The organism is Streptomyces sp. CC224B (assembly GCF_030010595.1).
Classification (GTDB): domain Bacteria; phylum Actinomycetota; class Actinomycetes; order Streptomycetales; family Streptomycetaceae; genus Streptomyces; species Streptomyces longispororuber.
In genome coordinates this window covers 13785-39395 of sequence record NZ_JASCXL010000038.1, presented here as the reverse complement: position 1 = coordinate 39395, position 25611 = coordinate 13785, and the positions used below count along the sequence as shown (strand labels likewise).

At 73.0% G+C, this 25611-nt stretch carries 17 protein-coding genes; 6 read left to right on the top strand and 11 right to left on the bottom strand.

Annotated features, from left to right (window positions below):
• Window positions 1–157 precede the first annotated feature (157 nt).
• Together dnaJ and hrcA are read right to left on the bottom strand one after the other, a co-directional pair.
• The gene (gene dnaJ, locus QK440_RS17235) at window positions 158–1294 is read right to left on the bottom strand and encodes a molecular chaperone DnaJ (protein WP_282793990.1); all 1137 of its coding nucleotides are present in this window, start codon (window positions 1292–1294) and stop codon (window positions 158–160) included.
• Window positions 1295–2311, bottom strand: a complete 1017-nt coding sequence (gene hrcA / locus QK440_RS17230) for a heat-inducible transcriptional repressor HrcA (protein ID WP_282793989.1) — start codon at window positions 2309–2311, stop codon at window positions 1295–1297.
• 205 nt (window positions 2312–2516) lie between these two features.
• Between hrcA and QK440_RS17225 the strand changes: the two genes are divergently transcribed.
• Together QK440_RS17225 and QK440_RS17220 are read left to right on the top strand one after the other, a co-directional pair.
• A complete protein-coding gene (locus tag QK440_RS17225) occupies window positions 2517–3260 on the top strand; it encodes an MBL fold metallo-hydrolase (protein WP_282793988.1) in 744 nt (247 codons plus the stop codon).
• 110 nt (window positions 3261–3370) lie between these two features.
• Window positions 3371–4186: a DUF3097 domain-containing protein gene (locus QK440_RS17220; RefSeq protein WP_282793987.1), complete on the top strand. Its 816-nt coding sequence runs from the start codon at window positions 3371–3373 to the stop codon at window positions 4184–4186.
• 178 nt (window positions 4187–4364) lie between these two features.
• On the opposite strand, the gene hemW is transcribed toward QK440_RS17220, so the two are convergent.
• Together hemW and QK440_RS17210 are read right to left on the bottom strand one after the other, a co-directional pair.
• Window positions 4365–5591: a radical SAM family heme chaperone HemW gene (hemW, locus tag QK440_RS17215; protein WP_282793986.1), complete on the bottom strand. Its 1227-nt coding sequence runs from the start codon at window positions 5589–5591 to the stop codon at window positions 4365–4367.
• A gap of 179 nt (window positions 5592–5770) precedes the next feature.
• Window positions 5771–7702, bottom strand: coding sequence for an ATP-binding SpoIIE family protein phosphatase (locus QK440_RS17210; protein ID WP_282793985.1), 1932 nt, complete (start codon window positions 7700–7702; stop codon window positions 5771–5773).
• A gap of 483 nt (window positions 7703–8185) precedes the next feature.
• On the opposite strand from QK440_RS17210, the gene QK440_RS17205 reads away from it, so the two are divergent.
• Complete coding sequence (locus tag QK440_RS17205) at window positions 8186–12373, top strand: HAMP domain-containing protein (RefSeq protein WP_282793984.1); 4188 nt, start codon at window positions 8186–8188, stop codon at window positions 12371–12373.
• A 12-nt stretch (window positions 12374–12385) separates the two neighbouring features.
• The gene (locus tag QK440_RS17200) at window positions 12386–12970 is read left to right on the top strand and encodes a response regulator (protein ID WP_282793983.1); all 585 of its coding nucleotides are present in this window, start codon (window positions 12386–12388) and stop codon (window positions 12968–12970) included.
• A gap of 112 nt (window positions 12971–13082) precedes the next feature.
• Here QK440_RS17200 and QK440_RS17195 read toward each other — a convergent pair whose 3' ends face one another.
• Complete coding sequence (locus tag QK440_RS17195; protein WP_282793982.1) at window positions 13083–14972, bottom strand: long-chain fatty acid--CoA ligase; 1890 nt, start codon at window positions 14970–14972, stop codon at window positions 13083–13085.
• 504 nt (window positions 14973–15476) lie between these two features.
• On the bottom strand, window positions 15477–17339 hold the full coding sequence (lepA, locus tag QK440_RS17190; protein WP_282793981.1) for a translation elongation factor 4: 1863 nt from the start codon (window positions 17337–17339) through the stop codon (window positions 15477–15479).
• Window positions 17340–17540: 201 nt separating this feature from the next.
• Here lepA and rpsT point away from each other — a divergent pair, with 201 nt between their 5' ends.
• Window positions 17541–17807, top strand: coding sequence for a 30S ribosomal protein S20 (rpsT, locus tag QK440_RS17185; protein ID WP_282793980.1), 267 nt, complete (start codon window positions 17541–17543; stop codon window positions 17805–17807).
• Window positions 17808–18479: 672 nt separating this feature from the next.
• Here the strand turns inward: rpsT and holA are convergent.
• A complete protein-coding gene (gene holA / locus QK440_RS17180; RefSeq protein ID WP_282793979.1) occupies window positions 18480–19466 on the bottom strand; it encodes a DNA polymerase III subunit delta in 987 nt (328 codons plus the stop codon).
• A gap of 91 nt (window positions 19467–19557) precedes the next feature.
• Here holA and QK440_RS17175 point away from each other — a divergent pair, with 91 nt between their 5' ends.
• The gene (locus tag QK440_RS17175) at window positions 19558–19803 is read left to right on the top strand and encodes a hypothetical protein (RefSeq protein ID WP_282793978.1); all 246 of its coding nucleotides are present in this window, start codon (window positions 19558–19560) and stop codon (window positions 19801–19803) included.
• A 3-nt stretch (window positions 19804–19806) separates the two neighbouring features.
• On the opposite strand, the gene QK440_RS17170 is transcribed toward QK440_RS17175, so the two are convergent.
• The 4 genes from QK440_RS17170 to QK440_RS17155 all read right to left on the bottom strand — a co-directional run bounded on the left by QK440_RS17170 (window position 19807) and on the right by QK440_RS17155 (window position 25483).
• Complete coding sequence (locus QK440_RS17170) at window positions 19807–20709, bottom strand: YceI family protein (protein ID WP_282793977.1); 903 nt, start codon at window positions 20707–20709, stop codon at window positions 19807–19809.
• Between the two features lie 167 nt (window positions 20710–20876).
• Entirely contained in the window at window positions 20877–21044 is a 168-nt protein-coding gene (locus tag QK440_RS17165; protein WP_282793976.1) for a hypothetical protein, read from the bottom strand.
• Window positions 21045–21290: 246 nt separating this feature from the next.
• Window positions 21291–23882 (bottom strand): ComEC/Rec2 family competence protein, encoded by a 2592-nt coding sequence (locus QK440_RS17160; RefSeq protein ID WP_282793975.1) that lies wholly within the window; start codon window positions 23880–23882, stop codon window positions 21291–21293.
• A gap of 422 nt (window positions 23883–24304) precedes the next feature.
• Entirely contained in the window at window positions 24305–25483 is a 1179-nt protein-coding gene (locus QK440_RS17155) for a helix-hairpin-helix domain-containing protein (protein WP_282793974.1), read from the bottom strand.
• Between the last annotated feature and the right edge of the window lie 128 nt (window positions 25484–25611).

The window sequence follows — 25611 nt, the reverse complement described above, 5'->3', positions numbered from 1 at the left end:
GCGGCCGGATTCTTTCCCACCCGCCCACCCGTACCACCCCGGCTTTCGCCCGCCCGGCCCCGACGCGGAGCGCTTGACCGCCGTCTGCCGGGACAAGGGCGGGCCCCGGCCCTCAAGTGCTGCGCACCCAAGAGCCGGGGCCCGCCCGTTCGAGGCGCTACCGCCCGTTGAACGCGTCCTTCAGGCGGGAGAAGAGGCCCTGCTGGCCCGGCTGGAACTGGCCCGTGGGGCGTTCCTCGCCGCGGGCCTTGGCCAGCTCGCGCAGCAGCCGCTCCTGCTCGGGGTCGAGCTTCGTGGGCGTGAGGACCTCCACGTGCACGATCAGGTCGCCGCGCCCCCCACCGCGCAGGTGGGTGACACCCCGCCCGTGCAGCGGGATCGACTGCCCGGACTGCGTGCCCGGCCGGATGTCGACCTCCTCGACCCCGTCCAGCGTCTCCAGCGGCACCTTCGTACCGAGCGCCGCCGCTGTCATCGGGATGGTGACGGTGCAGTGCAGGTCGTCGCCGCGCCGCTGGAAGACGGGGTGCGGGAGCTCGTGGATCTCCACGTACAGGTCGCCCGCCGGGCCGCCGCCCGGGCCGACCTCGCCCTCGCCCGCGAGCTGGATCCGCGTGCCGTTGTCCACACCGGCCGGGATCTTCACCGTGAGCGTCCGGCGGGACCGGATGCGGCCGTCGCCCGCGCACTCCGGGCAGGGGTTGGGCACCACGGTGCCGAAGCCCTGGCACTGCGGGCACGGCCGCGAGGTCATGACCTGGCCCAGGAAGGACCGCGTGACCTGGGACACCTCACCGCGGCCCCGGCACATGTCACAGGTCTGCGCGGAGGTGCCGGGCGCGGCGCCCTCGCCGGAGCACGTCGTACAGACGACGGCCGTGTCGACCTGGATGTCCTTGGTCGTGCCGAAGGCCGCCTCGTCGAGGTCGATCTCCAGGCGGATCATGGCGTCCTGGCCGCGGCGGGTGCGCGAGCGCGGCCCGCGCTGCGCCGCCGTACCGAAGAACGCGTCCATGATGTCCGAGAAGTTGCCGAAGCCACCGGCTCCGAAACCGCCCGCACCGCCGCCGCCCGACTGGGACAGCGGGTCACCGCCGAGGTCGTAGACCTGCTTCTTCTGCGGGTCCGAGAGCACCTCGTAAGCGGCGTTGATCTCTTTGAAGCGCTCTTGCGTCTTCGGATCGGGGTTGACGTCCGGGTGCAGCTCGCGGGCGAGCCGCCGGAAGGCCTTCTTGATGTCGTCCTGGGAAGCGTCGCGGCGCACGCCGAGTACGGCGTAGTAGTCCGTGGCCACTTACGACTCCGCCAGGATCTGTCCGACGTAACGTGCCACTGCGCGTACTGCTCCCATCGTTCCCGGATAGTCCATGCGGGTCGGTCCGACCACGCCGAGCTTGGCCACTGCCTCGCCTCCCGAACCGTAGCCGACGGAGACCACGGACGTGGAGCTGAGCCCCTCATGGGCGTTCTCGTGACCGATCTTCACGGTCATGCCCGAATCCGTGGCCTCGCCCAGCAACTTGAGGAGGACGACCTGTTCCTCCAGGGCCTCGAGGACCGGCCGGATCGTGAGAGGGAAGTCATGTCCGAAGCGGGTGAGATTGGCGGTGCCGCCGATCATCATCCGCTCCTCGTTCTCCTCGACCAGGGTCTCGAGGAGGGTGGACAGGACTGTCGCCACCGTGGCCTGGTCCTCCTTGTCGAAGGAGTCGGGCAGGTCCTGAACGAGCTGCGGCACGTCCGTGAAACGACGGCCCGCGACCCGGCTGTTCAGCCGGGCGCGCAGGTCCGCGAGAGACGTTTCACCGAACGGCGCCGGGCAGTCGATCATGCGCTGCTCGACCCGCCCCGTGTCCGTGATCAGGACCAGCATGAGCCGGGCCGGGGCGAGCGACAGCAACTCCACGTGGCGCACCGTCGACCGCGTCAGGGACGGGTACTGCACCACCGCGACCTGCCGGGTGAGCTGCGCGAGCAGCCGCACCGTACGGCCCACGACGTCGTCCAGGTCGACGGCGCCGTCGAGGAAGTTCTGGATCGCCCGGCGCTCGGGGGCGCTCAGCGGCTTGACGCCCGCCAGCTTGTCCACGAACAGCCGGTACCCCTTGTCGGTGGGGATGCGCCCGGCACTGGTGTGCGGCTGGGCGATGAACCCCTCCTCCTCCAGCGCCGCCATGTCGTTACGGACCGTGGCCGGGGAGACGCCCAGGCTGTGACGCTCGGTGAGCGCCTTGGAGCCGACGGGCTCCTGCGTGCCGACGTAGTCATGGACGATGGCGCGCAGCACCTCAAGCCTGCGTTCACTCAGCATCGCGCACACCTCCAGCGTCGTCCCTCGTCCCGAGCCCCCGCGGCGGCCCCACCCTGGCACTCACCACATGCGAGTGCCAAACCTTCGTCGAGCCAGTGTACGGCCGGTGGGTATAGCCCCGGCAAGGGCCGACCCCTGTCGTCATGCCCACGTGTGGCCGGGGGTAACGGCTGCCCGTCGTCCCGGAGGGCGTTAGCGTCGCCGTATGAACGCACCTGCCACCCCGGCGCCGGACTGGCGCACGGCGGGCTGGGAACGGCTCGCGCCCCGCGTGGGACGGCGGCGGCTGCCCGTCTGGGACTGCACCGCCGGCCTGGTCGCCGGCGACGACGCCGCGCTGATGATCGAGGCCGGGTCCAGCCTGCGGGAGGGCGCGGAGCTGCGCGCCGAGGCCCGGCGGCTGCTCGGTGGCGGCCGCCGCGTGACGCATCTCGCGCTGACGCACCCGCACTTCGACCACGTCCTGGGGGCGGCGGCGTTCGCGGGGGTCGAGGTGTTCGGCGCGGCCGGCGTCGACGCGGTCCTCGACCGGGGCCGCGACGAGCTGCGCGCGGACGCCGTCGCGCACGGCCTGGACGGGCGCGCCGCCGCCGAGGCCGCCGACCTGCTGGTCCGCCCCCGGCACCTGGTGGGCGGCGAGTGGACGCTGGACCTCGGCGGGGTCCAGGTGCTGCTCGCGAACGCCGGCCCCGGGCACACCGGACACGATCTGGCGGTCCTGGTGCCCGGCGAGCCCGATGTCGTCTTCTGCGGCGACCTCGTCGAGGAGTCCGGGGAGCCGCAGGCCGGACCCGACGCGGTGCCGGGCCGGTGGCCCGCCGCCCTCGACCGGCTGCTCGCCCTGGGCGGCGAGGACGCGGTGTACGTGCCGGGGCACGGGGCGGCGGTGGACGCGGCGTTCGTCCGCGCCCAACGGGAGGAACTGGCGCGGCGCTTCGCCACGGGCTGACCCACCGGGCCACCGGGCCGGGCGGTTCCGGGGCTCCCGCGGGTCCTGCACGACGGGACACCCGCCCCGTGGAGTGACGGAACGTCACCCGATGTCCTACCGTCTGTCGAATGCGCAGCTACAACCCGGATCTCACTCCCCCGTGGAAGAAGTCGGCCCCCGTCCCGGAGGTGCCCGCCGAGGCCGATCTGGTGGTGGAGGAGGTGGGGACCGGGTTCTGCGGAGCCGTGGTCCGCTGTGAGAAGACCGCCGAGGGCCCGACGGTGACCCTGGAGGACCGCTTCGGCAAGCACCGCGTCTTCCCGATGGTGCCGCGCGGCTTCCTCCTGGAGGGCAGGGTCGTCACCCTCGTCCGCCCGACGGCCGCGGCGCCCCGGCGCCCCGCGCGCACCGCGTCCGGCTCGATCGCGGTACCGGGCGCGCGGGCGCGGGTGGCGCGCGCCGGGCGCATCTACGTGGAGGGGCGCCACGACGCGGAACTCGTGGAGAAGGTGTGGGGCGACGACCTGCGCATCGAGGGCGTCGTCGTCGAGTACCTGGAGGGCGTCGACGACCTGCCCGCGATCGTGGCCGAGTTCTCCCCCGGGCCGGACGCGCGCCTCGGGGTCCTGGTCGACCACCTGGTGCCCGGCTCGAAGGAGTTCCGCATCGCGGCGGAGGTCTCCAGCCCGCACGCGCTGGTGGTCGGCCACCCCTACATCGACATCTGGGAGGCGGTGAAGCCGTCGTCCCTGGGCATCGCGTCCTGGCCCCGCGTCCCACGCGGCCAGGACTGGAAGACCGGGGTGTGCCGCGCCCTCGGCTGGCCGGAGAACACGGGCGCCGCCTGGCAGCACATCCTGGGCTCGGTGCGCAGCTACAAGGACCTGGAGCCGGCGTTGCTGGGTCGAGTGGAGGAGCTGATCGACTTCGTGACCGCCCCGTAGCCACCGTCGGCCCACCCGGCGATCAGCAACGGCGGGACGACCAGTGGGCACTCAGCCCGTCCGGCGTTTGAGGACGAGGCGCGGAGCGCCTATGGAGCGGGGAAAGGGGCGCAGCCCCAGCCGAAACACGGGCCCCGGGGCGGCAGCCCCGAGAGGGCGGGCGGGTGGGAGAGCCCCCTCAGTCCACCAGGTCCCGCACCACCGCGTCCGCGAGCAACCGCCCCCGCAGGGTCAGCACCGCCCGCCCCTCCTCGTACGGCCCCGGGTCGAGCAGCCCGTCCGCCAGAGCGCGGCGCGACGCCGCCAGGCCCTGCTCTTTGAGGAGGCCCAGCGGGCACCCCTCCCGCAGCCGCAGCTCCAGGAGGATCCGCTCGACGCGCCGGTCCTCGTCCGCCAGGACCTCCCGCCCGGCCCCGGGCGAACGCCCCTGGGCGAGGGCGGCGGCGTACGCGCCGGGGTGCTTCACGTTCCACCAGCGCACGCCCCCGACGTGGCTGTGCGCGCCGGGGCCCGCGCCCCACCAGTCGGCGCCCCGCCAGTACAGCTCGTTGTGCAGGCAGCGGCCGGCCTCGGAGGTGGCCCAGTTCGACACCTCGTACCACTGGAACCCGGCGGCCGAGAGGGTCTCCTCGGCGATCAGGTAGCGGTCGGCGTGCTCGTCGTCGTCCGTCATGGGGACCTCGCCGCGCCGGATGCGGCGGGCGAGCTGCGTGCCCTCCTCGACGATCAGGGCGTACGCCGACACGTGGTCGGGCCCGGCGCCGACGGCCGCGTCGAGGGAGGCCCGCCAGTCGTCGTCGCTCTCGCCGGGGGTGCCGTAGATCAGGTCCAGGTTCACGTGGTCGAAGCCCGCCGCGCGCGCCTCGGCGACGCAGGCCTCGGGCCTGCCGGGGGTGTGCGTGCGGTCGAGGACCTTCAGGACGTGCTGCCGGGCGCTCTGCATGCCGAAGGAGATCCGGTTGAAGCCGCCCTCGCGCAGCGTGCTGAGGTACGCCGGGTCCACGGACTCCGGGTTCGCCTCCGTGGTGATCTCCGCGTCGTCGGCGAGGCCGAACTCGTCCCGGATCGCGCGCAGCATCCGCACCAGGTCGTCGGCGGCCAGCAGCGTGGGCGTGCCGCCGCCGACGAAGACGGTCCGGACCGGGCGCGGGTCGTCGCCGAGGACCTTGCGGGCCAGGCGGACCTCTTCGGCGAGGGTGTCGGCGTAGTTGTCGCGGGAGGCGAGGACGCCGCCGGTGCCGCGCAGCTCGGTGGCGGTGTAGGTGTTGAAGTCGCAGTAGCCGCAGCGGGTGGCGCAGTACGGCACGTGCAGGTAGAAGCCGAGCGGTGCCGTCCCCGCGAGGGCGGCGGGGGGAAGCGCCCCGTCCTGGGGCACGGGTTCCCCGTCGGGGAGAGCGGAAGGCATGCGTTCCATTATGCGGCCGCGCCGCGTTTCCCCTGTTCCGCTCCGTTTCCCGGGGGCGCGGGGCCCGCGCGACCCCGGATGTCGGGGCCCGTTGCGCGTCCGGCAGCGGGCCTGCGGGCCTGGGGGGCCGGGGGCCTGAGGGCCCGGGAGCCTGAGGGCCCGGGAGCCTGGGGGACCGCTCAGCGCGCCTGGAGGACCAGCACGGCCAGGTCGTCGTCGGGCGGCCGGCTGGAGAACTCGTGGACGAGGCGGCGGACGCGCTCCGCCACCAGGGCGGCGTCCAGGCCCGCGCACCCCGCGAGGGCCGCGGCGAGGCCGTCGCCGTCGTCGAAGAGGCGCCCGCCCGCGCGGCGCTCGGTCACGCCGTCCGTGACGCACAGCAGCGTGTCGCCGGGGCGCAGGTCGAAGGTCTGGCTGACGTACGTCTCGTCGTCGACGACGCCGAGGAGCATCTGCGGCTCGGCCGCGGCCCGCACCTGCCCCGCGGTGTCCAGGAGCAGCGGCAGCGGGTGCCCGGCGCTCGCCACGGTGCAGTGCACCCCGTCCTCGTGGGGGACGAGCTCGCCGTACAGGAGGGACAGGAAGCGCGCGGTGGTCCCCTCGGGCGGCACGCCCTGGCCGCCCGCGACGGCCATGACGGCCGCCGCCGCGTCCGCGGCCTCGGTGGCGTCGTCGAGGAGGAGCTGGTTCAGGCGGTCGAGGACCTCGGCGACCTCGTAGCCCTCGCGGGCGAGCAGCCGCAGCCAGGGCCGGGCGAGGCCGATGACGACGGCTGCCTCGGGGCCCTTGCCCTGGACGTCGCCGAGGGCGAAGCACCAGCGGCCGCGCCCCGCCTGGAACACGTCGTAGAAGTCGCCGCCCGGGCCGCCCTGCTCACGCGGCTCGTACACGATGCCGCTCTGCACGCCGGGGATCTCCGCGACGGCGCTCGGCAGCAGGCCGCGCTGGAGGACGCGGCTGATGGTGGCCTGGCGCTGGTAGCGGCGGGCGGCGCCGATGGCGAGGGCGACGCGGCGGCAGAAGTCCTCGACGAGGCCGGTGACCTCGTCGGCGAAGCGGGCGAGCCCGGCCCGCCCTATCACCAGCGTGCCGAGCTGCCGGCCGCCCGCCAGCAGGCGGTAGGCGACGGCCGCGCCGCCGGTCGTGCCGGCGACGGCCTCGCCGGGCCAGGGCACCGGGACCGCGCCGGGGCCCGCCGGGTCGGCGAGGCGCGGCGGCTCCTTCTCCAGGAGCTGGCGCAGCTCCTCTATCCGCTGCTCGCTGGTGTGCCACACGCGCGCGAGGCGCGTGCCCGGCGCGCGGTCGCCCGCCAGGCGCCCGGCGGACTCCGCCTCGTCGTCGAGCCAGACCGCGCACCAGTCGGCGAGCCGCGGCACGAGGAGCTGCCCGGCGAGGGCGGCGACCAGGTTCTCGTCGAACTGCCCGGCGAGCAGGTCCGAGGCCTCGGCGAGGAACGTCAGCGCACCCCGGTTGACCCACTCCGCGTCGTGCGGGGCGCGCTTGGGGAGCGGGGCGAGGATCTCCGCGGCGCGCAGGCTGCGCTGGACCGCCCGGTCGCCGGTGTGCGGCTCGGCCTCGGGCAGGCCGGCGAGGATCTGCTCGCCGTCCACGGGCAGCCGCGCCCAGACCGTCTTGGTGCCCGAGCGGTACGTGATGCCCCAGGACTCGGCGAGCGTGGCGACGAGGTGCAGGCCGCGGCCGTACTCGGGGATGTCGGGCTTCGGGGCGCGCGGCGTGCTGCGGACGGCGCGGGCGGGGTGGTGGTCGGAGACCTCGATGACCACGACGTCGACGGCGTCCTCGGTCGCCGCCGCCCCGTCAAGGCGGCACAGGATCTCCACGGACGTGCCCGCGTGGACCACCGCGTTCGTCACCAGTTCGCTGACCACAAGGACCGCGTCGTTGGCGAGCCGGTCGCCGATCCCGGCGGCGGCGGGCGCCGCGAGCTCCGCCCAGTCGGCGAGCGCCGCGCGCATGAACCGACGCGCGGCGGAGGGCGCAAGCGGGTTTCCGGGCAGGGAGGTGCGGACCACCGGCGACTGCCCGGGGCGCCCCCCGGGCTCGGCGGAGGCGCGGAACGCGGTCTCCCGTTGCATCGGAATGGCCCCCACGGTGCGGCTCCTGAGCAGTTCGGACGAATACGCCTCAGGCGACACGGACAGAGTGACAGACTGACTGGGCCCATAAGCGCCGAGTCACCGAAGTGGGCCATCATGAGTGAGAACAGTGCTACGCCCGGGGCCGGACACGGTCAGATTCCGGCATCGGCCGAAACAGGGGATTCCGCCCGGACCTCGGCGCCCGCCTCCGCGAAAGCCCCCGGCCCCCTTCCGCACCCTCCCTCCGCCGACGCCCCGGGCGCGTCCAGGTCGCGGCGTGGCCGGATTCCGTCCCAGCCCGCCGCCCTCGGCGCCGCGTCGCCGCCGCCTCCGGCGTCCGCGGCACTCCCGGCGTCCGCGGCGCTCCCGGCCCCCGGTCCGCGTACGCCGGGCGGGTCCGGCCCGGCTCCCGGCGGCCGGGCGGGCGAGGCGGCAGGCCGGGGCGACGGCACCGACTCGGCCGAATCGGCCGACCTGCGGACGCTGCTCGCGGCCATGCGGGCCGCGCGGGACGGGAACTTCGTGAAGGCACCGCTGATCGGCTCGGGCCTGACGGCCGAGCTCATCGGCGTCTTCAACGAGCTCGTCGACCGCTCCACCCACTTCGACTCCGAACTCCACCGCGTGCGCCGCGAGATGGTGCGCCACGGGCGGCTCGACGAGCGGTTCACGGCGAGCCCGGGCCAGGGGAGCTGGGCGACCCGGGTCATCGAGGTGAACTCGCTCCTGGACTCCCTGGTCGCGCCCGCCACGAACGCCACCCGGGTGCTGAACGCGGTGGCGGGCGGCGACCTCACCCAGCGCGTCGACCTGCACGACGGGTCCCGGGAGCTGCGGGGGGACCTGCGGCGCCTCGGCCGCGCCGTGAACACCATGGTCGACCAGCTCTCCCTGTTCACCGGCGAGGTCACGCGGGTGGCCCGGGAGGTCGGCACCGAGGGCCGGCTGGGCGGCCGGGCCAAGGTCCGGGGCCTGTCGGGGAGCTGGCGGGACGTGACGGAGGCGGTGAACACGATGGCCTCGCGCCTGACCGCGCAGGTCCGCGACATCGCCCTGGTCACGACGGCCGTGGCGCAGGGCGACCTGACCCGCACGGTCACCGTCGAGGCCACCGGTGAGCTGCTCGAGCTGAAGCTCACCGTGAACACCATGGTCGAGCAGTTGTCCGCGTTCGCCGCCGAGGTCACGCGGGTGGCCCGCGAGGTGGGTACGGAGGGCCGGCTCGGCGGGCGGGCCCAGGCGCGCGGGGTGTCCGGGGTGTGGAAGGACCTCACGGACAACGTCAACTTCATGGCGTCGAACCTCACCTCCCAGGTGCGCAACATCGCCCAGGTGACCACCGCCGTCGCCAACGGCGACCTGAGCCAGAAGATCACCGTGGACGCGCGCGGCGAGATCCTGGAGCTCAAGGACACCGTCAACACGATGGTCGACCAGCTCTCCGCCTTCGCCGACGAGGTCACCCGCGTCGCCCGCGAGGTCGGCACCGAGGGCAACCTCGGCGGCCGGGCCCACGTACGCGGCGTCAGCGGCGTGTGGAAGGACCTCACCGACAACGTCAACTTCATGGCGGACAACCTCACCTCGCAGGTGCGCAACATCGCGCTCGTGTCGACGGCCGTCGCCCAGGGAGACCTGTCGAAGAAGATCACCGTCGAGGCGAAGGGCGAGATCCTTGAGCTGAAGTCGACGATCAACACGATGGTCGACCAGCTCTCCGCCTTCGCCGACGAGGTCACCCGCGTCGCCCGCGAGGTCGGCACCGAGGGCAACCTCGGCGGCCAGGCGCAGGTGCGCGGCGTGTCCGGCGTCTGGAAGGAGCTGACGGACAACGTCAACTTCATGGCGTCGAACCTCACCTCCCAGGTGCGCAACATCGCCCAGGTGACCACCGCCGTCGCCAACGGCGACCTGTCCAAGATGATCACCGTGACGGCGCGCGGCGAGATCCTGGAGCTCAAGGACACCGTCAACACGATGGTGGAGCAGCTCCGCGCCTTCGCCGACGAGGTCACCCGCGTGGCCCGCGAGGTCGGCACCGACGGCCGCCTCGGCGGGCGCGCCCAGGTCCTCGGCGTGTCCGGCGTGTGGAAGGACCTCACCGACAACGTCAACTACATGGCGGACAACCTCACCGGGCAGGTCCGCAACATCGCCCAGGTCGCGACGGCGGTGGCGCAGGGCGACCTGAGCAAGAAGATCGACGTGGACGCGCGCGGCGAGATCCTGGAGCTGAAGACCACCATCAACACCATGGTGGACACGCTGTCCTCGTTCTCCTCGGAGGTCACCCGCGTGGCCCGCGAGGTCGGCTCCGAGGGGCAGCTCGGCGGCCAGGCCCGCGTCGAGGGCGTGTACGGCACCTGGAAGCGCCTCACCACGAACGTGAACGAACTGGCGCTGAACCTGACCACCCAGGTCCGCGCCATCGCCGAGGTCGCCTCCGCCGTGGCGCAGGGCGACATGTCCCGGTCCATCACCGTCGAGACCCGCGGCGAGGTCGCCGAGCTGAAGGACAACATCAACCTGATGGTGTCCAACCTGCGCGAGACCACCCGCGCCAAGGACTGGCTGGAGTCCAACCTGGCCCGGCTCGCGGGCCTGATGCAGGGCCACCGGGACCTGATGGAGGTCGCCGACCTGATCCTGCGGGAGCTGACACCGCTGGTGAACGCCCAGTACGGCGCGTTCTTCCTGGCCAACCCGGACGCCGACGGCACCGCCCCGCTGCAGACTTCCCCCGCCAAGGGCCTCGCCTTCATCGCCGGGTACGGCTCGGCGCAGGGCTCCGGCACCGAGGAGGAGGGCTTCCTCGTCGACACCGGCGGCATGCCCGCGCACGGCCTGGTGCGCCAGGCGGCCCTGGAGAAGAAGCGCATCCTCCTCGACGAGGTGCCGCCCGACTACATCAAGATCCACTCGGGGCTCGGCGACGCGTCCCCGGCGAGCGTCGTCATCATCCCGATCCTCTTCGAGGACAAGCTGCTCGGCGTGATCGAGCTGGCCACGTTCTCCCGCTTCTCCGACGTCCACCTGGCGTTCTTCGACCAGTTCGTCAACACCATCGGCGTCGCCATCAACACGATCATCGCCAACTCCCGTACGGAGTCCCTGCTCAGCGAGTCCCAGCGGCTCGCCACCCAGCTCCAGGAGCGCTCCGACGAGCTCCAGCGCCAGCAGGCGGAGCTGCGCCGCTCCAACGCCGAGCTGGAGGAGAAGGCGGCGCTGCTCGCCACCTCCTCGCAGTACAAGTCGGAGTTCCTCGCGAACATGTCGCACGAGCTGCGCACCCCGCTGAACTCGCTGCTGATCCTCGCCCGGCTGCTCTCCGACAACCCCGACGGCAACCTCTCCGACCAGGAGGTGCAGTTCGCCACCACCATCCACCGGTCCGGCTCCGACCTGCTCCAGCTGATCAACGACATCCTCGACCTGTCGAAGATCGAGGCGGGCCGCATGGACGTCCGCCCGAAGAAGCTGCCGCTGATCAAGGTCCTGGACTACGTGCACGCCACGTTCCGCCCGCTCACCCTCGACCGCGGCCTCGCCTTCGACGTGACGGTCGGCCAGGACGTGCCGCGCGAGATGTTCTCCGACGAGCAGCGGCTCCAGCAGATCCTGCGCAACCTGCTGTCGAACGCGGTGAAGTTCACCGCCAACGGCCGCGTCGAGCTGAGCGTCCAGCACGTCAAGCAGTCCACCGACCCGATGCTCAGCGACCGCGGCGACCTGATCAGCTTCACCGTCAAGGACACCGGCATCGGCATCCCGCCCGAGCAGCTCCCCGTGATCTTCGAGGCGTTCCAGCAGGTCGACGGCACCACCAACCGCAAGTACGGCGGCACCGGCCTCGGCCTGTCCATCAGCCGCGAGATCGCGGGCCTGCTCGGCGGCCGCATCACCGCCCAGTCCCGCCCCGGCGAGGGCTCCGTCTTCACGCTGTACGTGCCGGTGGTGCACCCCGGGCACGGCGCGGCGGCCGTGGCGTACGCGACCTCGCGCGCGCTCCCGGCGCCCGGGCCGCAGAGCCAGACGGCCCTGTCGGCCCAGGCGCTGTCCGAGCCGGAGGACAACTGGCCCGCGCCGACCAAGCTCGAGGCGTGGAAGGCCGGGCGCGCGGGCCGGATCCTGCCGGGCCGCCGCGTCCTCATCGTCGACGACGACATCCGCAACGTCTTCGCGCTCACCCACGTCCTGAGCCGCGTCGGCCTGATCGTCCTGTACGCGGAGAACGGCCGCGAGGGCATCGAGACGCTGGAGCGCAACGCCGACACCGACCTGATCCTGATGGACATCATGATGCCGGAGATGGACGGTTATGAGACCATCGCCGCCATCCGCCGCTCCCCTCGCTGGGCGGGGCTGCCGATCGTGGCCCTGACCGCCAAGGCCATGCCGGGCGACCGCGAGAAGGCCATCTCGCAGGGAGCCACCGACTACGTACCGAAACCGGTGGATGTGGACCAGTTGCTCACCGTCGTCTGTGCCCTCCTGGACCCGGAGGGCGAACCGGCGGTACGGGACGCGTCCGCCCCCACGGAGACCGTCGGGCCCGGGCAGTCTGTCGACACCGGCGACACGGGCGACACGGGCGACACGGGACCCGTGGGGCCCACGGAACCCACCGAAGCGGAGCCGCGCGGCACTCATGGCGAGACCGCGGCTCCACCGACGACCGAATGAGGCATCGTCACCATGAGTACACAGGCCACCGTCAGTGAGCGCGCCAGCATCCTCCTCGTGGACGACATGGAGGACAACCTGGTCGCCCTGGAGGCCGTCCTGGGATCCCTCAACGAACCGCTGGTCCGCGCCCGTTCCGGCGAGGAGGCGATGAAGGCGCTGCTGCGGCAGCGGTTCGCCGTGATCCTCCTCGACGTCCGCATGCCGGGCATGGACGGCTTCGAGACCGCGTCCAACATCAAGCGCCTGGACCAGACGAAGGACGTCCCGATCATCTTCCTGACGGGCACGGACAACGACGCGGGCTACGCCTTCCGGGGCTACGCCACCGGCGCCGCCGACTACCTCACCAAGCCCTTCGACCCGTGGGTGCTGCGCGCGAAGGTCACCGTCTTCCTGGAGCTGCACCGCAAGAACCAGCAGCTCGAACACATGCTGGTGCGCGAGCAGGAGCACTTCGACGAGCTGTCCCAGCGCCTGTCCGCGATCGAGGGACGCCTCGCGGACAACACCCTCGCGGACGTGGCGGACCTGCGGCGGCAGCTCACGCACCTGGAGGAACTGCTCGTGGAGATGCGGCGCGGACGGGGCGCGTGACCACCCCGCCCGCCGGGGCCCGCGCGGGCGTCGCGTCCGGGCGTCGCGCCCGGGGCCCGGTGGCGCGCGTCCGCCGGGTTCCGGGCGCGGGCGTGCGCGCCCCGCGCGTGACTCAGGCCTCGCGCGTGCCCGCGTACATCTCCTCGATCAGGCCCTTGAACTCCCGCTCCACGACCGGGCGCTTCAGCTTGAGGCTGGGCGTCAGCTCACCGTGCTCGACGTCGAGGTCGCGCGGGAGCAGCTTGAACTTCTTGACGGTCTGCCAGCGCTGGAGGCCCTCGTTGAGCTGCTGCACGTACCCGTCGACGAGGGCGACGGTGGCGGGGTCGGCGACGACCTCGGCGTAGCTCTTGCCGTCCAGGCCGTTCTCCTTCGCCCAGCCCATGACGGCCGCCTCGTCCAGGGCGATGAGGGCGGAGCAGAAGTTCCGGTCCGCGCCGAGCACCAGGACGTTGGAGACGTACGGGCACACGCCCTTGAACCGGCCCTCGATCTCCGTCGGCGCCACGTACTTGCCGCCGGAGGTCTTGAACAGGTCCTTCTTGCGGTCGGTGATCCGCAGATAGCCGTCGGCGGACAGCTCGCCGATGTCCCCGGTGTGGAACCAGCCGTCGGGCTCCAGGACCTCGGCGGTCTTGTCCGGCAGGCCGTGGTAGCCCTCCATGATGCCGGGGCCGCGCAGCAGGATCTCCCCGTCGTCCGCGATCCGCACCTCGGTGCCGGGCAGCGGCTTGCCGACGGTGCCGGTGCGGTAGGCCTCACCGGGGTTGACGAAGGAGGCCGCGGAGGTCTCGGTGAGCCCGTAGCCCTCCAGGACGTGGATGCCCGCGCCCGCGAAGAAGAAGCCGATGTCCGGCGCGAGCGCCACCGAGCCGGACACCGCCGCCCGCAGCCGCCCGCCGAACGCCTCGCGCAGCTTCGCGTACACGAGCCTGTCGGCGACCTTGTGCTTGGCCCCGAGCCCGAACGGCACCGAGGCCACGCCGGTCCTGCGGAAGTTGTCCTGGCTGGTCCTGGCGTACTCGCGGGCGACCTCCGCCGCCCACAGGAAGATCTTGTACTTGGTGCTGCCGCCGGCCCGGGCCTTGGCCGCGGCGCCGTTGTAGACCTTCTCGAAGATGCGCGGCACGGCCGCCATGTACGTGGGCTGCACGACCGGCAGATTCTCGATGATCTTGTCCACGCGGCCGTCGACGGCGGTGACGTGGCCGAGCTCGATCTGGCCGCTGGTGAGCACCTTGCCGAAGACGTGCGCGAGCGGCAGCCACAGGTACTGCACGTCGTCGGCCGAGAGCAGCCCGGTCGCCGCGATGGCCTTGGCCATGTACGACCAGTTGTCGTGCGGCAGGCGCACCCCCTTGGGGCGGCCCGTCGTCCCCGACGTGTAGATGATCGTCGCGAGGTGGTCGGCCCGGATGGCCTTGATGCGCTGCTCGACCGCGTCCGGGTTCTTCTCCAGGTGGGCGGCGCCGCGCGCCTCCAGCTCGGCGAGCGTGAGCACCCAGCCCTCGGGGTCGTCGTCGGCGGGCCCGGCGCCCTCGGCGTCGAGGACGACGACGTGCCTCAGCTCGGGCAGCTTCTCCCGCTGCGCGCGCGCCTTGGCGAGCTGCTCGGCGTTCTCGGCGACCAGGACCCGGCTGCCCGAGTCGGCGAGGATGAACGCGGACTCCTCGGCGTTGGTCTGCGGGTAGACCGTCGTCGTGGCGGCGCCCGCGCACATGATGCCGAGGTCGGCGAGGATCCACTCGATCCGCGTGGAGGAGGCGAGGGCGACCCGGTCCTCGGGCAGCAGCCCCAGGTCGATCAGGCCGGCCGCGACGGCGTGGACCCGCTCGGCGGCCTCCGCCCAGCTCAGCGACTTCCAGTCGTCCGGGCCCTCGCCGGAGGCCGCGGGGACGGGGTAGCGGTACGCCTCGGCGTCCGGTGTGGCCGCGACGCGCTCCAGCAGGAGGTGCGCCACCGAAGGCGGTCGGTTCTCGATCAAGGTCTGTGTGTCGCTCACGACATCCTCCGGGGCCCGCTACGGTGCGTCCTACTGGCTGGCTGCGTGTGGCTGCTCTGCTCCGATGCCACTCGAGGCACGTTGTTTAACTTGCGAGTAACCTCCGAGCAGTGATCAGGGTAGAGCCCAGGCGTCCACGGCGTAAGGGGCTGCTGCCTGTCACTTTCCGCGGCAGGGGCCACGGGCGGCGGCCGCGGCCACGAGGAGCGCGGGCCGGCCCGGCACTCCCCCGGCCGCGGGAAGCACCGACACGTACGGGCCGGAAACGCCTGGCCACGGCGGTTCTGAGCCGTCTTTGGGGACGGCGCGGGACGGCGCGGGCGGCTCGGCGGTGCCCGTCCGGGCACGCGAAAAGCGCCCGTCCGGGCGACGGACGAGCGCTTTTCGCGGAGCGGACGAGCGCTTAGAGCGCTTTTCGCTGAGCGTAGGGGCACCGGCCGGGGCCGCGAGGCCGGTGGGACGGCTGCACCCCGCGGGACGGCTGCACCCCTTGGAACGGCGCCGCTACTTCTTCTTGGCGCTCTCGTCGCTGGAGAGCACCGCGATGAAGGCCTCCTGCGGGACCTCCACGGAGCCGACCATCTTCATCCGCTTCTTGCCTTCCTTCTGCTTCTCCAGCAGCTTGCGCTTCCGCGAGATGTCACCGCCGTAGCACTTGGCGAGGACGTCCTTGCGGATGGCGCGGATGGTCTCGCGGGCGATGACCCGCGAGCCGATGGCCGCCTGCACCGGCACCTCGAACGCCTGCCGCGGGATCAGCTCCCTCAGCTTGGCGACGAGCCGCACGCCGTACGCGTACGCCTGGTCCTTGTGCGTGATCGCGGAGAACGCGTCGACCTTGTCGCCGTGCAGCAGGATGTCGACCTTGACCAGGGAGCTGCTCTGCTCGCCGGTGGGCTCGTAGTCCAGCGAGGCGTAGCCGCGGGTCTTGGACTTGAGCTGGTCGAAGAAGTCGAAGACGATCTCCGCGAGCGGCAGCGTGTAGCGGATCTCGACGCGGTCCTCGGAGAGGTAGTCCATGCCGAGCAGCGTGCCGCGCCGGTTCTGGCACAGCTCCATGATCGAGCCGATGAACTCGGAGGGCGCGAGGATGGTCGCCCGGACCACCGGCTCGTGCACCTCGTCGATCTTCCCCTCGGGGAACTCGCTCGGGTTGGTGACCGTGTGCTCCGTGCCGTCCTCCATGACGACGCGGTAGACCACGTTCGGCGCGGTGGCGATGAGGTCGAGGCCGAACTCGCGCTCCAGGCGCTCGCGGATCACGTCCAGGTGCAGCAGGCCGAGGAAGCCCACGCGGAAGCCGAAGCCGAGCGCGGCGGAGGTCTCCGGCTCGTACACCAGCGCGGCGTCGTTGAGCTGGAGCTTGTCCAGGGCGTCGCGCAGCTCCGGGTAGTCCGAGCCGTCCAGCGGATACAGGCCGGAGAAGACCATCGGCTTCGGGTCCTTGTAGCCGCCGAGCGCCTCCGTGGCGCCCTTGCTGAGTGAGGTGATCGTGTCACCCACCTTGGACTGGCGGACGTCCTTCACACCGGTGATCAGATAACCGACCTCGCCGACGCCGAGGCCGTCGGCGGCGAGCATCTCGGGCGAGTTCGTCCCGATCTCAAGCAGCTCGTGCGTCGCGCCGGTCGACATCATCCGGATCCGCTCACGCTTGTTGAGCTGGCCGTCAACGACACGGACGTACGTCACCACGCCGCGGTATGAGTCGTAGACCGAGTCGAAGATCATCGCGCGGGCGGGGGCGTCGGCGACGCCGACGGGCGCCGGGACCTCGGCCACGACCCGGTCGAGCAGCGCCTCGACGCCCAGGCCGGTCTTCGCGGAGACCTTCAGGACGTCGTCGGGGTCGCAGCCGATGAGGTTCGCGAGCTCCTCGGAGAACTTCTCCGGCTGGGCGGCCGGCAGGTCGATCTTGTTGAGCACCGGGACGATCTTGAGGTCGTTCTCCATCGCCAGGTACAGGTTGGCGAGGGTCTGCGCCTCGATGCCCTGGGCGGCGTCGACGAGCAGGACCGTCCCCTCACACGCGGCGAGCGACCGCGAGACCTCGTACGTGAAGTCCACGTGGCCCGGGGTGTCGATCATGTTGAGGATGTGGGTCCTGCCCTGGTCCGGCCCCTCACTGGGGGCCCAGGGCAGACGCACCGCCTGGGACTTGATCGTGATGCCGCGCTCACGCTCGATGTCCATGCGGTCGAGGTACTGGGCGCGCATCTGGCGCTGCTCGACCACGCCGGTCAGCTGGAGCATGCGGTCGGCGAGCGTGGACTTGCCGTGGTCGATGTGCGCGATGATGCAGAAATTGCGGATCAGAGCCGGGTCGGTGCGGCTCGGCTCGGGCACATTCTTAGGGGTCGCGGGCACGCAGGGTCCTGTCTCTTGAGGCGCCTTATGCCTCGGGTCGGATCGATACGTAGCCTCCATCGTCCCACGGTCGGGCCGCGCACATCGGTTTGGGCCGCCAGGACGGCGACTGGTATCGTGGGCGGCTGTGTCTCGTAGCCCTCTCAGCGCGAGGCGCATGTCAGAGAAACCAGCGGTACCTGAACCTGAGAAGGCTCTTTCGTGGCGAACATCAAGTCCCAGATCAAGCGGAACAAGACCAACGAGAAGGCTCGGCTGCGCAACAAGGCGGTCAAGTCCTCGCTGAAGACGTCGATCCGCAAGACCCGCGAGGCCATTGCCGCGGGTGACGTCGAGAAGGCCGCCGCCGCGCTGCGCGAGTCCACGCGCAAGCTGGACAAGGCCGTCTCCAAGGGCGTCATCCACAAGAACCAGGCCGCCAACAAGAAGTCGGCGCTTGCTTCGAAGGTCGCGTCCCTCCAGGGCTGACTCGTGATGTAACCGCCGGAAGGACCAGAGCGGGCCCTCTCTCATCCGCTCCCGACCGGCCCCCGAGCTCGTACGCGGCCTGCGTTCGCCACGCGGGTACGAGCTCACACCCAGCGTGACCGGAACCCCGTTCCTCGCCCTTTTCCGGGGCGGGGGGCGGGGTTTTCGGCGTGGTGGGGGTGGTGGCTGGGGCGCCGCCGGGGCCTGAGTCCACCCGCCCCACCCTGCGGGAGCTGCCTGCGGCCGGGGCGAGGCCGGGGCTGGGGCTTCGACGCGGGCGACCGGGGCGGGGGGCTGGGGGCGGAGCCCCCAGTTTCGGGAAGGGGCGGGCTTGGGGAAGAAAAACCCCGCCGCGACGGCGAGCAACCACGACGAAGTAGCCCGGCGGTGCCGAACTCACCCGTAGAGGGGCCATGGAAGGACGACGGCCGACGGGCGACGGGCGACGGAACGCGAACGGCCCGCGACCAGGGGGCGGCGGCGCCTACCCCAGGGCAACCCGGCAGGACATCAGAACGGCCAGGTCAACCGGCGTGGCCGGGCCAGGGCAGCCAGCACGGTCAGGACAACCCGGCAGGGCGCGGCCGGCAGGCCAGGACGGGGCCAGGGCGGTCGGCGGGGCAGCGTGGCCAGGGCGCGTAGCCCTGCCCGAGGCCGAGCGGCCAGGAAAGGTCAGCTACGGCGAACCCGCGCCGCCCGAGCCACAGCGACAACCGCCTTCTCCAACGCGTACTCGGGATCGTCCCCGCCCCCCTTGACCCCGGCGTCAGCCTCCGCACAGGCCCGCAGCGCGAGCGCGACCCCGTCCGGAGTCCACCCCCGCATCTGCTGCCGCACACGGTCGATCTTCCACGGCGGCATCCCCAGCTCACGCGCGAGGTCCGCGGGCCGCCCGCCCCGGGCGGACGACAGCTTCCCGATCGCCCGCACCCCCTGCGCCAGCGCGCTCGTGATCATCACGGGCGCCACCCCGGTGGCGAGCGACCACCGCAGCGCCTCCAGGGCCTCGGCGGCCCGCCCCTCCACGGCCCGGTCGGCCACGGTGAAGCTGGAGGCCTCGGCCCGCCCGGTGTAGTACCGCCCGACGACCGCCTCGTCGATGGTCCCCTCGACGTCCGCGACGAGCTGCGTCACGGCCGAGGCCAGCTCCCGCAGGTCGCTGCCGATCGCGTCGACCAGGGCCTGGCAGGCCTCCGGCGTGGCCGCGCGCCCCAGCACCCGGAACTCCCCCCGTACGAAGGAGAGCCGGTCCGCGGGCTTGGTCATCTTGGGGCAGGCGACCTCCCGCGCCCCGGCCTTGCGGGCCGCGTCGAGCAGGCCCTTGCCCTTGGCGCCGCCCGCGTGCAGCAGCACGAGGGTGATCTCCTCGACGGGCGCGCCGAAGTACGCCTTGACGTCCTTGACCGTGTCCGCCGACAGGTCCTGCGCGTTGCGCACGACCACGACCTTGCGCTCGGCGAACAGCGACGGGCTGGTCAGCTCGGCGAGCGTGCCGGGGCCGAGCTGGTCGGGGGCGAGGTCGCGTACATCGGTGTCGGCGTCCGCGGCGCGGGCGGCGGCGACGACCTCCTGCACGGCGCGGTCGAGCAGCAGGTCCTCCTGCCCCACGGCGAGCGTGACGGGGGCGAGCGGATTGTCGGTTGCGTTCTTCCTGGCCATCGCGGTCAAGCATCCCACGCGCCACTGACAGCCGGCGGCGCCGACCGGACCGCCCCGACCGCGCGAGCGAGGCGTGGGGGAGAATGTCCAGGTGACCGACGTACGACATGTCCTGGTACTGCCCGACCGCGACGCTGCGGAGGAAGTCGCCGAAGAGCTGCCCGACCGCTTCGCGGTGCCCGAGGAGCCCCAGCTCGTACGGGACGCGCTGGCGGGCGAGGACGACGCCGAGGACGCGCAGTGGCTGGTCGTCGTCGAGGACCCGGAGCGGCGCCTGGACCCGGCGGCGCTCGACGACCTGGCGGCGGAGTATGAGGGCTGGTTGGAGGCCCCCTGACGGCTACGCGGCCGCGGCGGCCGTGGCGCTCTTCGGCACGATCTGGATGTCCAGCTCGATGGTGATGCTGGCGCCGACGGCGGCGATGCCGCGGGCGAGCATCGTCTGCCAGGTGATCGTGAAGTCGTCGCGGTGCAGCTCGGTCGTGGCCCGGCAGGCCGCGCGGGTCTCGCCCTCGATGCCGTGCCCGACGCCCAGGTACTCCGTGTCGAGCGTGACCGTCCGCGTCACGCCGTGCAGCGACAGCGCGCCGGTGACGGCCCAGCGGTTGCTGCCCTTGTGCACGAACTTGTCGCTGTAGAACTCCATCGTCGGGAACCGCGCCACGTCCAGGAAGTCACCCGACCGCAGGTGGTCGTCGCGCATCTTGACGGCCGTGTCGATGGACGCGGCGTCGATCACGACGTGCATCGCGGACTGCTCCATCCGGTCGGCGAGCCGGATCGCCCCCGCGAAGGTGTTGAAACGGCCGTGGATGCGCGCGAGCCCGATGTGCCGCGCCGTGAACCCGATCGAGGAATGCATCGGGTCGATCTCCCAGTCGCCCGCCTCCGGCAGCGTCGGCAACTGCGCCACCTGGAGCGTCACGTCCCCCATCGAGGCGTGCGCGCCCTCACCGACGGTGACGTTCGCCCGGTACGGCGTGAAGCCCTCCGCCGACACCGCGAGCCGGTACTCCCCCGCGGGCACGGCCGTGACGAACGAGCCGAACGGGTCCGTCCCGCCGCTGACGACCTTGCGCCCCATGGTGTCGGTGACGGACAGCTCCGCATGCCGCACCGGCTCGTTCACGGGGTCGAGGACCCGGCAGCTCAGCGCTCCCGCGGAGGGCGGAACCGACACCACCGACAGCGGTCCGGACCGCCTTCCCCGGCTCGTACGGTCTCCCAGCCAACGGCCGAACACTGCGACACACCCCCGCGGGCCTTGACAACACGTCTAACGAAGAGACATTCGATCACCGTTGCGGCATTCGATGCAAACGGGACTACTTCAACAAGAACATTGCATAAACAGGACAACTGCCGGTACAGCCCCGAGTGCCCCGAATCGATCTCCCCCACGACCGCCCCTCAGGCAGGCCTCGCCCCTCCTCCGCCGACCGTGGCCAGGAGGTTCACGACCAGGAGGTTCACGATCAGGGGGTTCCGGTCACGGTCGCCGTCGCACCGGCCGACGGCGACGCGGGTGCGGACGCCACCGATCGCGACCCGCCGGAACGCGACCCCCTTGAGACGCATCCGCCGAAGCCGCGCAGCAGCCCGGGCAGCACGGTCCACGCGAGCGACACCGCGCAGCCGATCCGCAGGCACCCGGCCCGGCCGCTGCCGACGGCCCGCGCGGCGGCCAGCCCGGCCGCGAGCCCGGCCAGCACCCGCCGCGCGGCGGGCAACAGCTCCCGGCCCACCGGGGCGCGACGGGCCGCCCCGGTTCCCGCCCGAACAGCGCGTGCCCGGCCTCCTCCCTCAGCCCCCGGACCTGCTGGCTCAGCGAGGTCTTCGGCGAGGTCCGCCCGGCCGCCACGATGATGGTGTGCGGCCTGGTCGACCCCCGCATGCCGATCGAAACCGAGGCCCGCGCCCGGCACCCGGCCCCCGCTCCGGCCCTGGCGCACGAGCCCGCCGCGGTCGTCCCCATGCCCTCCGCGTGACCACCCCCAACTCCGCCTGCTCTTCCCCGCCGAGGCCGCCCCTGGCCGCCCCGCCGGGCCCCTCGCCCGGCCGTTCGCCGTGCCGCCCGCCGACCACCGCGATCGCACCGTCCGTGTCCGTCCGCAGCACCGTCGCCCCCACCGCGCGCAACGCGCCGACCGTGCGCGGTGACGGGTGCCCGTAGCTGTTGTCCGCCCCGCAGGAGATCAGTGCCAGGCGCGGCCCCGCCCGCCGGAGCAGCGCCGGGTCCTGGTACGCCGAACCGTGGTGAGCGACCTTCAGCACGTCCACCCGGCCGAGCGCGGCCCCCGCCGGGGTGCGCAACAGGTCCCGCTGAGCGGGCGGTTCGAGGTCACCGAGCAGCAGCAGGGTGAGGCCTTCGACGCGAACCAGCAGCGTGACACTGGCGTCGTTCGGGCCCTCGGGGTCTGGCGCCGGTTCCGGCGGGGGCCACAGCACCTGCCAGTCGAGCGCGCCCGTACGTCGCCGCTCCCCGGCCACGGCCCGCGTCAGCGGCACGCCGTGCGCGGCCGCCTGCGCCCGCACGAACGCCACCTGCCCCGGCGGCTCCCCCAGCCCCGTCGTCTGGACCACCCCCACCGAACGGCCCCTCAACACCCCGGGCAGCCCCGCCACATGGTCCGCGTGAAAGTGCGTGAGCAGCACCAACGGCACCCTCGTCACCCCGAGCGACCGCAGGCAGCGGTCGACGAGCAACGGGTCCGGCCCCGCGTCCACGACCACCCCGGCCCCGGACCCGGCAGCCAGCACGAGCGCGTCCCCCTGACCGACGTCACACATGACCAGACGCCATCCGGACGGCGGCCAGCCCGCGATGACCCGGGTGACCGGCGGAGGCTGCACGATGACGACGCACAGCAGCAGCGCGCACGCCGCACACCACCACGGGTGCCGTATCAGCCGCCGCCCGACCAGCACGACCACCACCGTGACCACGGCGAGCAGCAGCGCCCCGCTCCAACTGCCCGGCCAGTCCACGCCGCTCCCGGGCAGCGCCGCACCCGTCCGCGCGATGCTCGCGATCCACTCGGCCGGCCAACCGGCGCCCCACGCACAGGCCTTGGCCACCGGCATCGCGACCGGCGCCAGCGCGAGCGCCGCGAACCCGAGCACCGTGGCGGGTGCCACCGCGAACTCCGCCAGCAGATTGCACGGCACCGCCACCAGGCTCACCCGCGCCGCCAGCACGGCCACCACCGGCGCGCATACCGCCTGCGCCGCCGCCGCGGCCGCCAGCGCCTCCGCGAGCCGCCCCGGCACACCGCGGCGTCGCAGCGCGGCGCTCCATCTCGGCGCCAGTGTCAGGAGTGCCCCCGTGGCGAGCACGGACAGCAGGAAACCGTAACTCCGCGACAGCCAGGGGTCGTACAGCACGAGCACCAGGACCACCGTGGCCAGTGCCGGGATCAGCGACCTGCGCCGGCCGGTGGCGATGGCCAGCAGCACCACCAGGCCACAGGCCGCCGCGCGCACCACGCTCGGCTCCGGCCTGCACACGATCACGAAGCCGAGCGTCAGCGCGCCCCCGAGCACCGCCGTCGTCCGCAGCGGGATGCCCAGCCGCGGGGCGAGGCCGCGCCGCTCGGCCCGGTGCGCCGTACCCGGCGGGCCGATCAGCAGCGCGAGCACGATGGTCAAATTGGCTCCACTTACGGCCAGAAGGTGCGTGAGGTCGGTCGCCCGGAACGCCTGCTCCAGCTCCGGCACCACCCGGGAGGTGTCGCCGATCACCAGCCCCGGCACCAGCGCCCGGGCATCGGGGGACAGCCCTTCCGTGGCCTTTCTCAGCCCGCCACGCAGCTCCCCCGCGAACCGCTGCGCCGTCGACGGCTCCCCGATCACCTGCGGCGCCCGGTCCCCGCGCACCCGCAGCACCGCCGCGATCCGGTCGCTGTCCGGCATGGGCGGCACCAGGTCCGCCCGTACGCGCACCCTCGTGGACGGCAACAGGCGGAGCCAGGGCGGGATGTGCTCCTTGCCCGCCGTACGCCCTCGCGTGTGTGGGACGTTCGCGCTTCCGGGGCCGCCTCCATGCTGGGTGCCGTCGCCGCTCTGCGTACCGTCGTCTTCCTGCGTACCGTCGCCTTCCTGCGTCTCGTCTCCCTTTTGCGCCTCGTCCCCCTTCTGCGTGCCGCCCGTTCCGGTGCCCGCGGCACTGGTCGTCCGCGCCGCGTCCGCGTCCGCATCCACATCCCGCACGATGACCAGCACCGGTGTGCGCGTCTTCGTGACTGTGCCGTCCGCCTTCGTGACCCGCACCACGTCCGCGTTCACCAGCACCGCCGGTGGTATCGGGCGGTCCCCGGTCACGCGTGGTCTCGTCCGCCGTGGGTCCGATGTGACCTCCAGCTCCGCCGTCACCTTGGCGTACTCCTGGGCCAGCGCCGGGACCGGTCCCCGGTGCACGTCCGCTCCGTGCAGGCCGGCGGAGGTCGCCGCTGCCGCCGCGCACAGCAGGGCCGCCGCCACGCTGATCCGTCCCCAGGCAGCACCGCCCCGTCGCCCAGGGATCCTGCGCGTCCATGGCTGCCGCCGCGACCGTGCCGTCCACGTCACCAGGAGAACACCGGCGACCGTCACGCAGGCCGCCACCGCCCCCGCCACCCAGCGGGGCGGAGCGTCCAGGGCCAGTGCGGCCGCCGCCCAGGCCGCCAGGGCCGGTGGCACCAGACGCAGGTCCGCCGGACCCTCCGAGCGCGGGCTCGCGGTGCCGGGTCGGCCGGCCGCGGGGGCTTGACCGACAGCGGGCCTCGCGGGTCCGGGCCCCGCATAGCCGCGCCCCGCAGGCCCGGGCCCCGCGCCCGCCTGCCCGGCCATGCCCTCCCTCCTCATGGCCGTACGAGGTCGCGCAGGTCGGCGAAGCGCCGGTCGCCGATGCCGGTGACCTCGCGGAGGTCGTCCACCGAGCGGAAACCCCCGTGCTCCGTGCGGTAGTCGATGATGTGCTGCGCGAGGACGGGGCCCACGCCCGGCAGGGTGTCGAGCTGCTCGGCGGTGGCCGTGTTCAGCGCGACAGGGCCAGTGGTCGCCCCGGGCCCACCGGTCGGGCCTGGGCCACTGGCCGGTCCGGCAGCTCCGGCCGTGGCGCCGCCCGAGGCCGCGCCCGGCACGGCGGGTGCGGTCGGCGCTGCGGCACCCACCACCAACTGCTCGCCGTCCACGAGCAGCCGTGCCCGGTTGAGGCCGTCGGTCTTCGTGCCGGGGCGCACTCCGCCCGCGGCCCGCAGGGCGTCGGCGACCCGGGAACCGGCCGGAAGACGCTGGACGCCGGGGTTGCGGACCTTGCCGCTGACGTCCACGACGACCCCTCCGGCCGCCGCGTCGGCGGAGGCACCGGCTGCGCCGCCCGTGGCTCCGGCGGCGCCGTTCTCCCCCGTGCCGACGCCCTGCGCCCCGGCGGGAAGCCCCGCATCGGGCGGCATCCCGGGCGAGGGGGACGGTCCCGCCGCACGGTCCGACCCGGCCGCCCCGCCCACCACCTCCGGTGCCCCCACCGACTGCGCCCGACCGCTCCAGAAGTGCTGGGCCGCGAACACCGCCGCGACGAGCAGGACCACGCCGAGCGCGAGCACGCTCCGTCGCTCCAGGCCACACCTCACCTGCAGCCAGACCGGCAGCCGCTCCCGCACCGCCGGCCCGAACCGCGCCCGCCGCGAGGGCTCCACCTTCGCGGACGGGTCGCCTTCGTCGTCCGGCGTCGACGGGGCCACCCCAGGCAGATGATCTCCGCGGTCCGGCGCCGCTGTGGCCCCCTTTCGAGGCGGCACAGCCACGGGAGGGAGGGCAGCACGGCCGGGCAGCGTCGCGCGAGCCCCCGTCACCGTCGGCGTCTCGTCTGCCGACCCGCCGCCGAAGTCCACGCCATCGGGCCCGGCCCTCGACCCCACCCAGGCAGGCCCCACCCAGCCGGGATCCGCCCCGCCAGGCACCGCCAAGCCCGCCCCCGTCGACCCGAGCCCTCTCGGACTGGAACCCGTACGCCCAAGCCCCGACCGCCCGGGCCCCATGCGCTCAGGCCCTATCGGGTTCAGTCCCGCCCGCTTAACAGGTCCAAGCCCCACACCACCCACCCCCGCGAAGACCCTCTCCGCCCGCAGGCGCGTCGCCTCCAACACGGCGCGCCGACGCCGGACCC

Coding starts and splice junctions, on each gene's coding strand:
- hrcA (WP_282793989.1), bottom strand. CDS start 2,311: ATGCTGAGTGAACGCAGGCTTGAGGTGCTGCGCGCCATCGTCCATGAC.
- QK440_RS17225 (WP_282793988.1), top strand. CDS start 2,517: ATGAACGCACCTGCCACCCCGGCGCCGGACTGGCGCACGGCGGGCTGG.
- QK440_RS17220 (WP_282793987.1), top strand. CDS start 3,371: ATGCGCAGCTACAACCCGGATCTCACTCCCCCGTGGAAGAAGTCGGCC.
- hemW (WP_282793986.1), bottom strand. CDS start 5,591: ATGCCTTCCGCTCTCCCCGACGGGGAACCCGTGCCCCAGGACGGGGCG.
- QK440_RS17205 (WP_282793984.1), top strand. CDS start 8,186: ATGCGGGCCGCGCGGGACGGGAACTTCGTGAAGGCACCGCTGATCGGC.
- QK440_RS17200 (WP_282793983.1), top strand. CDS start 12,386: ATGAGTACACAGGCCACCGTCAGTGAGCGCGCCAGCATCCTCCTCGTG.
- holA (WP_282793979.1), bottom strand. CDS start 19,466: ATGGCCAGGAAGAACGCAACCGACAATCCGCTCGCCCCCGTCACGCTC.
- QK440_RS17165 (WP_282793976.1), bottom strand. CDS start 21,044: ATGCGTCTCAAGGGGGTCGCGTTCCGGCGGGTCGCGATCGGTGGCGTC.
- QK440_RS17155 (WP_282793974.1), bottom strand. CDS start 25,483: ATGGGGCCCGGGCGGTCGGGGCTTGGGCGTACGGGTTCCAGTCCGAGA.